We start from the raw sequence: 15114 nt of genomic DNA on the forward strand, positions 1-15114 counted from the left end.
CCGCTGTTGTCCCCAGATTTCTTAATTTATACCGCCTAGCGCGGTAGAATTCCGGTGACAAAGGCGGACGCTACCGCTCCTACAGTTCCAAAATTCCCCTCCAATCCTTGGCCTAATTATTAATTATCCTTTCAGTCTATCCTCTGGGATGAGAATAGAAAAGATAAGAGAGCAGCGTCTGAAATTTGGATGCTGCTCTCTTTTTGCTGGGAGTAACTGGCTGTAGGCTCATTGCCTTATTGAGTGCTTTCAGAAGCGGAGACAGTTGGAAAAATCCACTTGCTGATGGGCGGAAGAAGGCTGGTCGAGAAGCAGTTGGAAAAATAGCATTTGTTGAACCAGATTTCCTTCAAAAGAGCCCTAATCCGCTTGTATAGATGTAGTTATTCCAATTGCTTCAGCAAAATCGGTAGAATCCGGAGTATTAAACTACGTTTTTCAACTTGTTATCCTTCAGCTACTTCGCCGATAGCTTTTTTTTGAAGAGGGGGGTATCCAGCAAGCGCACGTTTCCTCCCAAAATCCTAGTGGAACAGGAGAAAAATAGAGGGTGTACCCAATTGGATGCTGAATTTTAAGGCGGTTTTAAGCTAAAAGGCGTATACTACTCCTTTAACAGTTAGGAGTGAATGAACTTGTCACGGTTATTGCCATCGAAGCGTTTATTGTATTTGTTGATTATTTTACTGGCTGTAGGGTTTGGGCTGAATTTATTTTTGCAGGCCGCTTCTTTTCGGATGGATGTGCTTCATGCGCTTAAGTGGGTTGGAGCTTATCCTTGGCTGTATTGTACAGGAAGTCTGTTAATTTTCTTCATCCTGCTCTTAAGCTCAGTGATTGTGCCTAACGCATATGCGGGACCGGCGGTGGTCTCGGCGCTGTTCGTGCTGCTCGGGATTGCCAGTGATCAAAAGCTGGCTACGAGAGGCGAACCGTTATTTCCATGGGATCTGATGCTGCTGAAGAACGCCGGAGAGATGAGTAAAATCACCAGCGGTATGATCTCTCCGCTTGCTATAGGGGCCGCTTTTCTGCTGGTTGCCGGTCTCGTCCTTGTGATTATTAAGCTGCCGAAGAACCGGATCAGATTGTCCCTGCGCGTGACGCTGGCGGGGATCTCTGTAGGGCTCAGCGCATGGTTTCTTGTGCTGGTCACCAGCCAATCTCCCGTGATTGCAGCAATGAGCTATCAGAACATCTTCTGGAATCAGAAGGTGAATTATACGCAGAACGGGTTCGTGTATGCCTTCGCCGGAAATCTGCGGCAGAGCCTGATGGACAAGCCGGAAGGCTACAGCCGTGAAGCCGTTGAAGCGGTGGCTGCCAAGTATTCGGCATTGCCGGATGTGCAGGTGCAGGCCGCGCCGGAGGAACAGCCGAATATTATGTTTATGATGAATGAGGCGTTCTTCGACCCTACGCGCCTGCCTGGGTATACATTAAGCGAAGATCCGCTGAAGTTCATCCATGGGGTGGCGGGCCAGACGCCGTCCGGTTATTTGCTGTCCCCGGAATTCGGCGGCAATACGGCTAATGTGGAGTTCGAGGCCCTGACCGGGCTGTCGATGTATTTTCTGGGGGATGGAACCATTCCTTATCAACAGCGCCTCGTCAAAATGTCCTCTCTGCCGTCGATTGTCAGTATTCTGAAGGACAGAGGGTATGAGGCTCTTGCGCTGCATCCGTTCGATGAGACCTTCTATAACCGGAACCGTGTCTATCCGGTGCTGGGGTTCGACAGCTTCACGAGTGAGAAGGATCTGCCGGATGCTGACCGCCTGACTCCCGAGGGGTATGTCTCGGATAAGGCGGCCGTTCAGGAGGCGGTCCGGCAGCTTCAAGCGGCTTCGGGCCCGGCATTCCTGCATCTGGTGACGATGCAGAATCATTTTCCCTTCACCAAAGGCCTGAACGGACCGAACACGATCACCGTAGAGGGCGGCCTCCCGGATCAGAAGGATGAGCTGGAGACTTATGTACAGGACACCAAGCTGACAGACGAGGCCATGGCTTATCTCCAGCAGGAGCTGCTGAAGATCAAGCGGCCCACTATTGCGGTGTTCTGGGGAGATCATCTGCCTGCGCTCAGCGCCGGGATCTATACCGCAGCCGGCTGGGATCAGGAGCCAAGGTTGAAGCATGAGACGAAGCTGTTGGTACTCGCAAACTTTGAGATCGGGAAGGAGCCGCTCGGGACGCTCAGCCCGGCTTTTCTCGGCCCTGCGGTCTTCCGGTTATCCGGACAGACTTTGCCGGCTTTTTACAAGCTGCTTGAGCGGGTACGGGCGGAAATTCCCGGACTCAGCAAGAAGGTGCTAATCGGTCCGGGCGATACGGGAATCCTGAAGGAGCTAACCCCGGAGCAACAGGCGCTGCTGGCTGACTACCGTCTAGTTGAATACGACCTGCTGGAAGGGGAGAAATACGCGGAGTCTCTGATGTTCTGAGCACTCCGCCAGGGGTTAACGCAGCCCCACATCATGGAAGCGGTTCTCGATCGGCTCCCGCAGCAGCAGACGGATGGACTGGATCGCTGCGGTCTCGATCCGCTGAGCTTCCCGAAGGAGCGGGAGCAGGCCTTCAGCATCAATGGAGCAAGGAGTCTCAGGAGCTTGTACAGGCTTTTGGATTAGAGTGCCGGTAATTTCGTTATATACAGCAGCCAGAGCTGCATAATGTTCTGCAACACCTTCAACTTCAGGCCAGTACAGGCTCGCTTCCCTGGCGTAGGCTGCCGTATCCTGTTTCATTCTTGCATAGAAAATCAACGTCTCATAGGCTCCGGCAGCATCATAGGTCTTGCCCGCCAAGGCTTCCAGCATGGCATCATAGGCCTTAAGGCCGCAGGCATATTGCGATTCCGGCAGCATCGGATCATGAACCTCTGCCTTGTACACCGCTTGGATGAAGGACTCTCTGATTACCTGAAGAGTATCTTTTTGGACCTGACCTTCATAGATCTGGCCGTACCAATATGGCGACTCATTTCTTCCAAGTTGATCATAAGGCAGCTCCAGCTCTGCGGCAGCATCGCTTTCCTTGTAATAGAAGAGCTGCCGCTCATCATCACAGCGGGTAATCACTACGAAACGGTCTTTCCAGCAGACCACGCCGGTGCCCTGCTCAAGGGATTGGCGGATTGCCGCAATAGCCTGCTTCTGATAGAGAGGGAAGGTGGGACTGAAGTTAAAGCCTGCACCCTGACTGGCGATAATGCCGATCAGATCAGCCGCTACGAAATGTTCAGCTGCCCAGTTATAAGCCGTAGCAGAATCCGGGTGAAGCTGCCTGTGCACGGACAGGCGGAAACATAAGGCCGTCATTCCGGCCAGCATGGGCTTCGAACGCGTGAACCAGCCTTTAGCCGACAGGACCTGATGCATGGCATCCGCAAAAGAAGATGCGAGCGGCACACGCGGCTGATCCGCAGTGGCTGAAACTTGCTTGTTATGATGGTCATTCATCGTGCGGTATGCGCCCCCCATCTTGGCAGAGTGGACCGCTTACGGTCCGGGTACTGTCCAGAGATTATTTTGACCCGCCCCATGGCCTGCTCCTCAAGCTCCAATGCCCTCTCCAAAGCAGCACAGAGGGACGGAAGCTGCTCCTCATTCAGCACCTTGCCGCTGTTATTCTCTGAGATTGCAGCCGCGAGCGGCCCCCTCAGCTCTTCCGCCAAGTCAGCATACAAGTGCTGAACCTCCTCCAGCCCGGGCAATGCGGACTGAACCTCCCGCAGATAAGCGGAGATTTCAATCCGTGATGTCTGGAAGGATTCCAGGATGTAGACAGCACCGTTACTGTCGAACCCGCCCTCCTGTAGCACCCGGATCAGGAAGCTGTAGGCCAGGCGGCCTGAAGCTATACTCAAGTCGGGTAGTGTTTTGTAAGGCGTATCCCAATCCTCCAGCGCAAGCCGCAGCGACTCCAGCACAGCATCTTTCAGCGGAATCTTCACTCCATCCCCCACATAGTGGCAAAACCAGAAGGGCGTGAAGTTAAGGCCGAAGTTGTCATACAGCACAACCTGTGTCTCGCCGGACCAGCCATCCTGCACATAGAACACCCGGTCATCCTCATCATAACCATGGATCACGCCGAATTCCGGTATCCAGTAGATGCAGGCCCGGCCACGGTCCAGACTCTGCTTGACACTGTCAATAGCGATCCGTTGATACTCCCCGAACGAAGCATGTCTGGTTCTCCCGCCGTCATATTGGAAGAAGATGCCGAGGTTATCGGCGGCCGCACTATGCTCTATGCCCCACTGCCCATAAGCCGTAACGGACAAGGGGAGGAGCTTCTTGTGCACGGTGAATTTGAAGGCCATGCCGCTTAGCCCGGAGAGCATGAATTTTGGACCCTCGAATAAACCGGCGGCAGTCGTTACAGCATAGAGCGCATCGGTAAAAGATTTCGATTCACGCTTCATCTGAACGTCAAGAATTACGCCTGATCGTTTGCTCACTGTTCATTCTCCTGTTCATCCAGCCGTCTCACTGCTGCTTCGCAGATGCTGCGGAGCTTGTCCTTCAGCCATTTGGGGGACAAGAGGGCATTCCACTCGGCCTGGAGCAACTGAGCAATAAACGCGCTGGTATCATAAAAATCAACCTCATAGACCTCATCAGCGGCGGCGCGGAGCTGATAACCACCCCATGAGCTATCCTGAGGCACTCCGTTCATACGGATTCTTGCCGTGAATGGTTTCAAGGGTCTGGTCTGCTCTGCCGTTGCCGCCGGACCGTCTTCTCCGGCTGCAAAAACCCTGCCAGTCAACGTTAGCTGGCGGATGCCGGACAGGCTGAAATACTCACTCCGTCCGTCGCCCTCCACAGCTGCCACCAGATAATCTTCCTCTACCCGCCGGCTTAGCTGCTGGGGGCAGAGATACAACTCCTGCGGAGTGTCCTGCCCGTTCCGGTAGAGAACATGGACCACCCTGCGGGCCCGGATCGCCTGCTCCAGCATCTCTATCATCTGTATATGGTGGGCATTCACTTCAAAGACGGGCAGCTTAAGCTCCCTATCCGTAAGAGGCTGTTCGGTGAACCGCTCCAGCAGACTCCCGACCTTGCGGATACTCTGGGCATTCTCATAATCATAATGGCTATACCGGTAAGCCAGATATTTAAGCACCCGCTGCTCCTCGTCCGTAATGTACAGATGAGGCAGCACGAAGCTGTTGTCCTCATATATATATCCGCGCTGCTTCGCCACATACCGGAGCGGAGCCCGGAGGGATTCTGTCAGGTATTCAATATCCCGCTGCGCCTGGCGCCCTGAAATTTCGAACTGCTCCGCCAGCTTCCTGCTGTTCGGATAAGCAAGCTGGCGAATCTGCTGGTCAAACCACTGGATCCGGTGGATATGGCTCATACTGCGGCTCCGCTCCTTTCTGTAAGCCTCCAGTATAGCTGGTGGTGACGCATTAGACCAGAGGTGAGCATTCCCCGTCAAGAAACAAGGATGCTGCCCGGCATCCATGCGCGAAGCATGAAGCAGGGGGCATCCTTGCGTCAGTTTACCGGTTTGCTGCGTCCACTCTAACCTGCGTGGCTTTGTCACAGCGCTTGCAGACCTTCAGGGCGGTGCCGTCGGATTTTATTTTGGTGTAGAGCAGCTTGATTCGGGTGGACCCGCAGACAGGACAGGTGCCGCGTCCACGGGATGGAAGGGTCCAGAGTACCCGTCCGCGTTTGGTTTTTGACATTCTTGTAATCCTCGTTTCATTGAATTGATGGTACCTGTCCAGTATAAATCAGCTGGTACGACATAAAATGTCGCAGCAGATAATGATCTTTTAACTATAGGCCCTGTAACGTAATTGACGGAACGGCTGCCAAGCCAGTAGACTAGATTGGACTTAGATGGAAGAACCTGGGGTTTGCGGACCTTCGGCATTCATGAAAGGGGTTACATATGTGAAAAAGCTTGGGCTCGTCTACGTGCTGTTAATCGGCATCTTCGTGCTCTACGTGCTGAATTACAAGCAGCAGGGGAATGCGGCAGATCCGTGGGAGACTACCGGACTGCGCGGTAATATTGAAGACAAATACGTGATGGTTACGTTCCAGATCGGCATTGATTACTGGAAAAGCGTACTGAAGGGCTTCGAGGATGCAGCAGAGGAGCTTAATGTATCCGTCGAGTATCACGGCTCCACCCAGCACAACGCGAGTGAACAGATGACGGTGCTGGAACAGACCATCGCCAAGAAGCCGGCGGGAATTGCCATCTCGGCCGTGAATTCCAAGCTGCTTACAGCGACGATCAACAAGGCTGTGGAGAGCGGTATTCCGGTAGTGCTGTTTGATTCGGGCGCTGAGGGCAGCAAGGCGTATTCCTTCCTGGGAACAGACAATTACAATGCCGGAACGAAGGCGGCGGATAAGATGGCCGAACTGACCGGGGGCAAGGGCGAGGTCGCCATTATCACCACACCGGAGCAGCATAATCATCAGCAGCGGACGGACGGCTTCACGAATACAATCCGCAGCAAATACCCGCAGATGAAGCTGGTGGCGGTCAAGGATGGGCGGGGAGATCAGGTGGCGTCCAGGGAGGCTGCCGAGCAGCTGCTGGTGCGGTATCCGCAGCTGGCCGGGATTTTTGCCACAGAAAGTAATGGCGGTATCGGGGTTGCGGAAGCCGTGGAAGCCGCCCCAGGCAGCGGACCGGTCCCGCAGATTATCAGCTTCGATACGGATAAGGGCACGCTCGATCTGGTGAAGGAGGGCAAGATTGCTGCAACCATGGCCCAAGGCACCTGGAATATGGGGTATTGGTCACTGACCGAGCTGTTCCATCTGCACCGTGATTTGGAGGCTGATCCTGAAGCCTATGCCAATAACAAGCCCCTGCCTGTCCCCGATTCTGTAGATACCGGAATTGATGTGGTCACGCGGCAGAATGTGGATAATTATTATGCCAAATAGGCTACAGAGGGGGAGCCAGAGATGCGCAAGACCGGCGTGACAATGGAGAAGCTGAAGCTGAATAATATGCCGATCCGCTATAAGCTGATTATTCACTTCCTGCTGATTAGCATCCTGCCTTCCATTGGACTTGGGCTGTTGATTGGCTGGACGGTGGACCGGATCGTGGAGGAGCAGAGCACCGAGAACACGATGCAGCTTATCCGCAAGGTGAATACGGCCATTGAGAGCGACGTAGAGAATCTGCAAAAAATTACATACCTGATCTCGTTCGATCCGGGCGTCCAGAAGTTCCTGAAGGGAGAGCCGCCGGTTCCGGACCAGCCGATCCCTGCAGCAGGTAATGGGGAATCAGCGGAATACAATATCCGCAAATTCCTGCAGGGCTTCACCACGCTGAGCTCGGAGATTGCCGGCATTATGCTGGTAAACCGTGAAGGCGATTTCATCAGCAATGAGATGTATACCCGTTCCGGCACCAGGCTGACGGAGGAGACCTGGTACAAGCAGGCGGCAGAGAATAAGGGGATCTTCCTGATCGTGGGGCATCCGTATGGCCGTGCAGTCAGGTCCCATGTGGACTATAAGGAGAGCGAGGTGGTCTCGGCCGTTCGGGCCATTGTGAATCCTGAGACACAGGTGGTCCAGGGCGTGGTGCTGGTGGATCTGAAGCTGCGGGTAATTGCGGAGACGGCCAGAGATGTCACGCTCGGCAAAACCGGATATCTGACGGTGGTGGATAATCGCGGAGAGATGATTTACGCGCCGCAGCACCCTTTGATGCGTACCATCCCGGCAGGTCTGTTCACCGAGTCCTCGGGCATTACCTCAGAGACCGTAGACGGCCGTGAGCTTCAGCTGATCTACCGGACCTCGCCGTTTACCGGCTGGACCACGATGGGCGTGTTCCCGATGGATGAGTCGGCTTATGGTATCCGCGAGATTACGTTCAATGTTGTTACCTTTGTATTTGTAGTCTGTATGCTGGGCATGACCGCATCGTTCTATCTGGCCTATTCGATCTCCCGTCCCATCGGCCAGCTGGCCTCCTTCATGAGCAAGGCGCAGTCCGGCGATCTGACGATCCGCTACTGGGGCAGCCGTTCCGATGAGATCGGGCTGCTCGGCCGCAGCTTCAATACGATGCTGGCCCAGATTGGCCGGCTGCTATCCCTGACCGAGCTTCAGGCGCGGCAAAAGCGTGAGGCGGAGCTGCGCAGTCTTCAGGCGCATATCAAGCCGCATTTTCTGTACAATACGCTGGATACGATTCACTGGATGGCCCGCAGCAAGGGGGCGGAGGATATCGCCGAGGTGGTGCAGTCCCTCTCCAGGCTGTTCCGGCTGGGCCTCAGCAAAGGGAGCGATATCATACCGCTCTCCGATGAGCTGGAGCATATCGTCAGTTATCTGAAAATTCAGCATGTCCGTTACAGCACCAAGCTGACTTATTCCATTGAAGTGGAGCCGCACTTACAGGAGCTCTATGTGCTTAAGCTGCTGCTGCAGCCGATGGTAGAAAACGCGATCTATCACGGCATCAAGGAGCGGCGCGGCCCCGGACACCTCTATATTGCAGTCGTGGAACGGGACAACGACCTGTATCTTACTGTGCGCGATGATGGTGCAGGGATGTCTGCAGATAAGCTGAAGGAGCTCAGGCGGCGGCTCGAAGCGGTAGGTACAGAAGAATTGGAGCGTACGGACACTGAAATGGCGGGAACAGGCAGCGCAGGCAGCGGCTACGGCATATTGAATGTGCAGGCGCGGATCAGGCTGACCTACGGAGTGCCGTACGGCATCCAGATTGAGAGCGGGCAAGGGCAGGGGACACTTGTAACCGTAAGTCACCCGGTTGTTCGTGAGAATTACCCGGAGAAGCATTAGGATAGAGGAGGATGATCTGTACATGATGGACAAATGGAAAGTAATCATTGCCGATGATGAGCGCATTATCCGGGAGGGCATCCGGCAATGCGTGGACTGGAATAGCCTCGGTATGGAGGTAGCCGCAGAGGCAGAAGACGGGGAGGAGGCGCTGGAGCTGGCCGTTGAGCTTGCCATTCATATCGCCCTGGTCGATCTGAACATGCCGATTATGCATGGCATGGAGCTGATGAAGCGGCTGCGGGAAGCGCTTCCGGGCTGCAAGATTATTGTAATCACCGGCCACGATGAATTCGCTTATGCGCAGGAGTCGATCCGGCTGCAGGTGAATGATTATATTCTCAAGCCAGCAGAGCCCAAGCAGTTGATGCAGGTACTGCGGGGCGTTCGCGATGAGCTGGAGTCCGAGCGGCAGCAGAACCTGCATCTGGAGCAGGCCTCCCGGCAGCTGATGAAGAACTTCCCGCTGCTGCGTGAGCGCTTCTGCCAGGAATGGCTGGACGGTAATCTGAGCCAGGCAGAGATCAGGGAGCAGCTGCAATTCCTTAAGCTTCCTTCGCAGCGGCCGGAGCTGATCGGCATCATCCGCTGGAGGTGGGAGGGCCAGCATCCGGCGATGAAGGAGAAGGAGCGCCAGCTCTTCCTGTTCGCCATCGAGAATATCGCCGCAGAGCTGCTGGACCCGTATCCCAAGGTGATGTTCCGGGACGCCGCCGGACTGATCGTTATCCTGCTGTGGGATGCTGCCGCTGAGCGCATCCTGGCCGGAGTGGAGGCGGCTGTACGCAGCCATCTCAAAATCGCCGTTGAAGTCGGCACCCGGCTGATCCAGGGAGAGATTACAGAGCTGGCTGCCGCTTACCGGAGCTGCCGGATGGCGCTGGTCAAGGAGCAGCCGCTGTCGCCGCTCGTCCGGCGGGCCAAGCAGCATATCCAGGAGCACTACAGCGAATACGGGCTTACCCTGGAGGCGACAGCAGGGCTGCTTCAAGCCTCGCCGGTCTATCTGAGCCGCTTGTTCAAGCAGGAGCTGGGCGAATCCTTCGGCACGTATCTGACCCAGACTCGTATCCGCCGGGCTGCGCAGCTTCTGCATTCTACCGACCTTAGCATTAACGAGGTTGCGGAGCAGTCGGGCTATGAGACCCAGCATTATTTCAGCACCGCCTTCAAGAAGCAGACCGGTGTGGCTCCGCTGCAGTTCCGTAAAGGGGTGCAGGCTGAGGTACGCAAGTAATAGAAGATCAGATTAATAGTGGGGAATGCTTCCGCAGCTATCTATAAGCGAGGGGCATTCCTTTTTGCATATATAAAGTTATATTTTCACAAAAACAGTAGACTCAGTGTAAATACGGCACCTGCTCCCGGTTGCTATACTCGATTTGTCACACGGGATCACCTGTGGAAGACATCAGAATAGTTCAGGGGGTAGTGCAGGAATGAAAAGATATTCAATGATCACGCTTCTGCTAACAATGGTACTCATCTTATCTGCATGCGGCAACAGCGGTAATTCATCCAGCAGTGCCGGCAGCTCTTCCGGCGGTGGGGATACATCCAAGGGCAAGGTGGGCATTGCGATGCCGACCAAATCCTCGGAGCGCTGGGTGAATGACGGCAACAACATGGTCAAGGAGTTCGAGAAGCTGGGCTACGGCACGGATCTGCAATATGCGGAGGATGTTGTCGAGAATCAGGTGTCGCAGATTGAGAACATGATCACCAAAGGCGTGAACGCCATTGTAATCGCTTCAATTGACGGCGAGGCGCTGACGGATGTGCTGCAGAAGGCGCATGACGCCAACGTTAAGGTCATCGCTTATGACCGTCTGATCAAAAAAAGTGAATTCGTAGACTATTACGCAACCTTCGATAATTTCAAGGTGGGCGTGCTGCAAGGCTCCTACATTGAGGAGAAGCTTGGCCTGAAGGACGGCAAGGGCCCGTTCAACATCGAGCTGTTCGGCGGATCGCCGGATGACAACAATGCCTACTTCTTCTTCGATGGCGCCATGTCGATTCTGAAGCCGTACATCGATTCCGGCAAGCTGGTGGTCCGCAGCAAGCAGCTTACGATGGATAAGGTAGCTACGCTGCGCTGGGACGGCGCCGCCGCCCAGTCACGGATGGATAACCTGCTGAGCGCGAACTATGCGAGCGATAATCTGGACGCCGTCTTGTCTCCTTACGATGGCATCAGCATCGGTATCCTGTCTTCACTCAAGGGTGTAGGCTACGGCTCCGGTGACAAGAAGCTGCCGGTGGTCACCGGACAGGACGCCGAGCTGGCTTCGGTGAAGTCGATTCTGGCCGGAGAGCAGACCCAGACGGTATTCAAGGATACCCGCGAGCTGGCTAAGAAGGCGGTGGAGATGACCGAGAGTGTGCTGAAGGGGACCGAAGCCGAAGTCAACGATACCACTACCTACGACAATGGTGTCAAAATCGTCCCGTCCTACCTGCTGGAGCCGGTCTCTGTGGATGCGGACAACGTGGATAAAGTGCTGGTAGACGGCGGGTACTATACCAAGGAACAGCTGGGACAATAGCCGTCATAGCGCAGGTCTAGCGGGCACCGGCGGCAGCCGAGAAGCAAGGAGCGCCGCTGGTGAACCGCTGCACAGTCACAAGGAAAGCTGGGTGAGAGGCACTTGAGTGAGATTATTTTGGAGATGAAAGGCATTACCAAGACATTCCCCGGCGTCAAAGCGCTCTCGGGCGTCAATCTGCAGGTGAAGGCAGGCGAGATCCACGCCCTCTGCGGAGAGAACGGGGCAGGCAAGTCCACACTGATGAAGGTGCTTAGCGGAGTGTATCCGCACGGGACGTATGAAGGGGATATTTTATATCAGGGGCAGGTATGCCAGTTCAAGGATATCAAGGACAGCGAGGGCCTGGGGATCGTTATTATCCATCAGGAGCTGGCGCTGATTCCGTATTTGTCGATTTCGGAGAACATCTTCCTCGGCAATGAGCAGGCCAGACGCGGGGTGATCAACTGGAACGAAACGACGGTCAAGACCAAGGCGCTGCTAACCACCGTCGGCCTCAAGGAATCGCCGTTTACAGGAGTCTCAACGATAGGTGTCGGCAAGCAGCAGCTTGTAGAGATCGCGAAGGCGCTCTCCAAGGAAGTGAAGCTGCTCATTCTCGATGAACCGACAGCGGCGCTGAATGAGGATGATAGCGAGAACCTGCTGCTGCTCATTCTGGAGCTGAAGAAGCAGGGGATATCCTCGATTATCATTTCCCACAAATTGAACGAAATCGAGAAGATAGCGGATTCCGTCACGATTCTGCGGGATGGACAGACCATCAAGACCTTGGATATGAAGCAGGATGCCGTTACAGAGGATGTCATTATCAAAGGCATGGTCGGGCGCGACCTGACGAACCGTTACCCTGAGCGCACACCTAACCCAGGCGAGACGATCTTCGAGATCCGCGACTGGAATGTCTATCACGAGACTCAGGCGGACCGCAAAATGCTGGATAGAATCAATCTCGACATCCGGCGCGGCGAGGTGGTCGGCATTGCCGGGCTGATGGGCGCAGGGCGTACGGAGCTGGCGATGAGCGTGTTTGGGAAGTCCTACGGCAAGCGGATCAGCGGCCAGACTTTTATGCACGGCAAGGAAGTGCACCTGAATAATATCAGCCAGGCGATAGAGCATGGATTAGCCTACGTGACCGAGGACCGCAAGCATTACGGCCTGATCCTGATTGACGATATCAAACGGAATATCTCGCTTAGCAGTCTGAAGAAGCTCTCCCGCCATGGCGTCATTAATGAGAACGAGGAAGTGCTGGTCGCAGAGGAGTACCGCAAGAAGCTGAACATCAAGACCCCCAGCATCCTGCAAAAAACCGTGAATCTCAGCGGCGGCAACCAGCAGAAGGTGGTGCTCAGCAAATGGATCTACGCCCAGCCGGATGTTCTGATCCTCGATGAGCCTACCCGGGGCATTGATGTCGGGGCGAAATATGAGATTTATTCCATTATCAACAGCCTAGCCGCAGAGGGGAAGGGCGTGCTGGTCATCTCTTCCGAGCTGCCGGAAATTATCGGGATGTGCGACCGGATCTACACCATGTGTGAGGGGCGGATCAGCGGGGAAGTGGAGCGGAAGGACGCCACGCAGGAGCTTTTGATGAAATTTATGACACGAAGCAGGGGGTAACACCGCATGGGAGCCATTAGTGAACTGTTCAAAAAAAATATCCGCCAATACGGCATGATTATTGCCTTGATTTTTATTTCGGTGTTCTTTCAAATTATGACGGACGGCATTCTGCTGAAGCCGCTGAACGTGACCAATCTGATTCTGCAGAACAGCTACATACTGGTGCTGGCGATCGGGATGGTTCTGGTGATTATCACCGGTCATATCGACCTCTCCGTCGGCTCGGTAGCTGCCTTCATCGGCGCCCTGTCGGCCATTATGATGGTGGATATGGAGCTGAATCCGGTACTGGCGGTAGTCCTCTCGCTGCTGATGGGTGCGCTGGTCGGGGCCTGGCAGGGCTTCTGGGTCGCTTATGTCAAAATCCCGGCGTTCATAGTGACCCTGGCGGGCATGCTGCTATTCCGCGGCCTGACGATGATCGTGCTGAACGGGCAGTCGATTGCGCCGTTTCCGAAGACATTTCAAAAGATTAGCTCCGGGTTCATTCCTGATGTGGCCAGCGGCGGCTCGCTGAACATACTGACGTTAATGATCGGAATTGTCCTGTCGCTGCTGGTAATTTATCAGGAAATCCGCAGCCGCCGGATCACGGTGAAGTACGGCTTCGAGCAATCTCCGGTCTGGATGTCCGTTGCCAAGGCCGCTGCGCTGGTGATCGTCATCAACCTGTTCACTTATGTTCTGGCGCAATATAACGGGATTCCTAACATCCTTGTGATTCTGATGGTGCTGATCGTGATTTACTCCTTCGTCATGAACCACATGACCATGGGGCGGCATATCTATGCCCTGGGCGGCAATGAGAAGGCAGCAAGCCTCTCCGGCGTCAAAACCAAACGGGTGACCTTCTGGGTCTTCGTCAACATGGGTGTACTCGCTGCCCTGTCCGGTCTGGTCTTCGCGGCCCGCCTGAACTCTGCCACCCCCAAGGCTGGTACCAACTTCGAGCTGGATGCCATCGCCGCCTGCTTTATCGGCGGAGCCTCCGCGTCCGGGGGAATCGGAACCGTGGTCGGAGCCATTATCGGCGGTCTGGTCATGGGCGTCATGAACAACGGCATGTCGCTCGTCGGCCTCGGCGTAGACTGGCAGCAGGGGATCAAGGGACTGGTGCTGCTGCTTGCCGTAGGCTTCGATATCTATAACAAGTCGAAGACAGCTTGATAATAGGATAGAGACTCAGGCCGGGACTGCTCCAGATGGGGCGGCTCCGGCTTGTTGGCCAGAATTTATATGTTTTGGGGTCCCCGCAAAGTACCTGAGTCATCACCTACGCTAAAGCCTCACTTTGTGGGGTTATTTGGCGTACAAGTCTTCCCGCGCAGCTTGCAGCATCTGCCTCTGGCATGGATAATAGCACCTAAGGTACTTTAAATTTCATGCAAGTAACAGGAGGCTACAGATGCAGATTATTGCCATGCTGACCATGCTGATTGACCATGTTGGGCTGATCTTTTTCCCGGGTGAGCTTGCCTGGAGATATGTGGGGAGAATTGCCTTCCCGATCTACTGCTACGCGCTGGCGCAAGGCTATATCCATACCTCCTCCAGACCCCGCTATCTGCGGCGGCTGCTTGTCATCGCTGTGCTGGCGCAAATTCCGTACAATCTGGCGATTCATCCGGGAGGCTGGAACGTCGTATTCACCCTGCTGATCTCAGCGCTGGTCCTTGCCCTGCTTGATAAGCTGCCCAATCTGTGGACGGGTATTCCGGTAGTGGTAGTCGCTGTGCTGCTGATGGATGCGCTGCCGCTTGACTACAACGCCTACGGCCTGCTGCTGGTGCTGATCTTCCGTTATACCCGTTCTTATGTGCTCGTGCTGGCGCATTTGGCGCTGAATGTATTCTATCTGTTCTATTATAATTGGCTGGTGCAGATGGCCAGCATTATTCCGACCGTTCTGATTGCGCTGACCCCGGGTTTTTGGGTGCTGCTGGAGAAGAGACGTCTGCCGCGCTGGGTCTGGTGGAGCTTTTATCCGGCCCATTTAGCAATACTTGCCTTGGTAAAGTTTCTCTTTTTCAAAGAATGGGTATTTATAGAATGGCGGAGTTTATTTAGCGTATGAGGGTTCATCATTTCCAGGTGCTGTATTTACA

The 15114-nt window shown here is 54.7% G+C and carries 12 protein-coding genes; 8 read left to right on the forward strand and 4 right to left on the reverse strand.

What is annotated here, in order from left to right:
* The first annotated feature begins 635 nt into the window (after positions 1–635).
* A complete protein-coding gene (locus tag NSS83_RS00365) occupies positions 636–2447 on the forward strand; it encodes an LTA synthase family protein (RefSeq protein WP_341347474.1) in 1812 nt (603 codons plus the stop codon).
* 15 nt (positions 2448–2462) lie between these two features.
* Here the strand turns inward: NSS83_RS00365 and NSS83_RS00370 are convergent, their stop codons facing one another.
* The 4 genes from NSS83_RS00370 to NSS83_RS00385 all read right to left on the reverse strand — a co-directional run bounded on the left by NSS83_RS00370 (position 2463) and on the right by NSS83_RS00385 (position 5713).
* On the reverse strand, positions 2463–3464 hold the full coding sequence (locus tag NSS83_RS00370; RefSeq protein ID WP_341021230.1) for a hypothetical protein: 1002 nt from the start codon (positions 3462–3464) through the stop codon (positions 2463–2465).
* Positions 3461–4468 carry a hypothetical protein gene (locus NSS83_RS00375; RefSeq protein ID WP_341347475.1) on the reverse strand — a complete coding sequence of 336 codons (1008 nt, stop codon included), beginning with the start codon at positions 4466–4468 and terminating at the stop codon, positions 3461–3463. Before NSS83_RS00375 ends, NSS83_RS00370 begins: the two co-directional genes overlap by 4 nt.
* Positions 4465–5379 carry a WYL domain-containing protein gene (locus NSS83_RS00380; protein ID WP_341347476.1) on the reverse strand — a complete coding sequence of 305 codons (915 nt, stop codon included), beginning with the start codon at positions 5377–5379 and terminating at the stop codon, positions 4465–4467. The genes NSS83_RS00375 and NSS83_RS00380 overlap by 4 nt, the downstream gene beginning before the upstream one ends.
* Before the next feature lie 145 nt (positions 5380–5524).
* The gene (locus tag NSS83_RS00385; RefSeq protein WP_341021236.1) at positions 5525–5713 is read right to left on the reverse strand and encodes a hypothetical protein; all 189 of its coding nucleotides are present in this window, start codon (positions 5711–5713) and stop codon (positions 5525–5527) included.
* A 211-nt stretch (positions 5714–5924) separates the two neighbouring features.
* Here NSS83_RS00385 and NSS83_RS00390 point away from each other — a divergent pair, with 211 nt between their 5' ends.
* The 7 genes from NSS83_RS00390 to NSS83_RS00420 all read left to right on the forward strand — a co-directional run bounded on the left by NSS83_RS00390 (position 5925) and on the right by NSS83_RS00420 (position 15083).
* On the forward strand, positions 5925–6938 hold the full coding sequence (locus tag NSS83_RS00390; protein WP_341186823.1) for a substrate-binding domain-containing protein: 1014 nt from the start codon (positions 5925–5927) through the stop codon (positions 6936–6938).
* 21 nt (positions 6939–6959) lie between these two features.
* Positions 6960–8825, forward strand: coding sequence for a sensor histidine kinase (locus NSS83_RS00395; RefSeq protein ID WP_341186242.1), 1866 nt, complete (start codon positions 6960–6962; stop codon positions 8823–8825).
* A gap of 22 nt (positions 8826–8847) precedes the next feature.
* On the forward strand, positions 8848–10062 hold the full coding sequence (locus tag NSS83_RS00400; protein ID WP_341186241.1) for a response regulator: 1215 nt from the start codon (positions 8848–8850) through the stop codon (positions 10060–10062).
* 202 nt (positions 10063–10264) lie between these two features.
* Positions 10265–11374 carry a multiple monosaccharide ABC transporter substrate-binding protein gene (gene chvE, locus NSS83_RS00405; protein WP_341186240.1) on the forward strand — a complete coding sequence of 370 codons (1110 nt, stop codon included), beginning with the start codon at positions 10265–10267 and terminating at the stop codon, positions 11372–11374.
* A gap of 102 nt (positions 11375–11476) precedes the next feature.
* Positions 11477–13006, forward strand: a complete 1530-nt coding sequence (gene mmsA, locus NSS83_RS00410) for a multiple monosaccharide ABC transporter ATP-binding protein (protein WP_341347477.1) — start codon at positions 11477–11479, stop codon at positions 13004–13006.
* A 6-nt stretch (positions 13007–13012) separates the two neighbouring features.
* Entirely contained in the window at positions 13013–14176 is a 1164-nt protein-coding gene (gene mmsB, locus NSS83_RS00415) for a multiple monosaccharide ABC transporter permease (RefSeq protein WP_341186238.1), read from the forward strand.
* A 238-nt stretch (positions 14177–14414) separates the two neighbouring features.
* Complete coding sequence (locus tag NSS83_RS00420) at positions 14415–15083, forward strand: TraX family protein (RefSeq protein WP_341186237.1); 669 nt, start codon at positions 14415–14417, stop codon at positions 15081–15083.
* Positions 15084–15114: the final 31 nt, after the last annotated feature.

The sequence above is a fragment of the Paenibacillus sp. FSL H3-0469 genome, from assembly GCF_038051945.1.
Lineage (GTDB): Bacteria > Bacillota > Bacilli > Paenibacillales > Paenibacillaceae > Paenibacillus_AQ.

Excerpts from the sequence above, each read along its gene's own strand:
- NSS83_RS00370 (WP_341021230.1), bottom strand. The coding sequence starts at position 3,464 with ATGAATGACCATCATAACAAGCAAGTTTCAGCCACTGCGGATCAGCCG.
- NSS83_RS00380 (WP_341347476.1), bottom strand. The coding sequence starts at position 5,379 with ATGAGCCATATCCACCGGATCCAGTGGTTTGACCAGCAGATTCGCCAG.
- NSS83_RS00385 (WP_341021236.1), bottom strand. The coding sequence starts at position 5,713 with ATGTCAAAAACCAAACGCGGACGGGTACTCTGGACCCTTCCATCCCGT.
- NSS83_RS00395 (WP_341186242.1), top strand. The coding sequence starts at position 6,960 with ATGCGCAAGACCGGCGTGACAATGGAGAAGCTGAAGCTGAATAATATG.
- NSS83_RS00400 (WP_341186241.1), top strand. The coding sequence starts at position 8,848 with ATGATGGACAAATGGAAAGTAATCATTGCCGATGATGAGCGCATTATC.
- chvE (WP_341186240.1), top strand. The coding sequence starts at position 10,265 with ATGAAAAGATATTCAATGATCACGCTTCTGCTAACAATGGTACTCATC.
- mmsB (WP_341186238.1), top strand. The coding sequence starts at position 13,013 with ATGGGAGCCATTAGTGAACTGTTCAAAAAAAATATCCGCCAATACGGC.
- NSS83_RS00420 (WP_341186237.1), top strand. The coding sequence starts at position 14,415 with ATGCAGATTATTGCCATGCTGACCATGCTGATTGACCATGTTGGGCTG.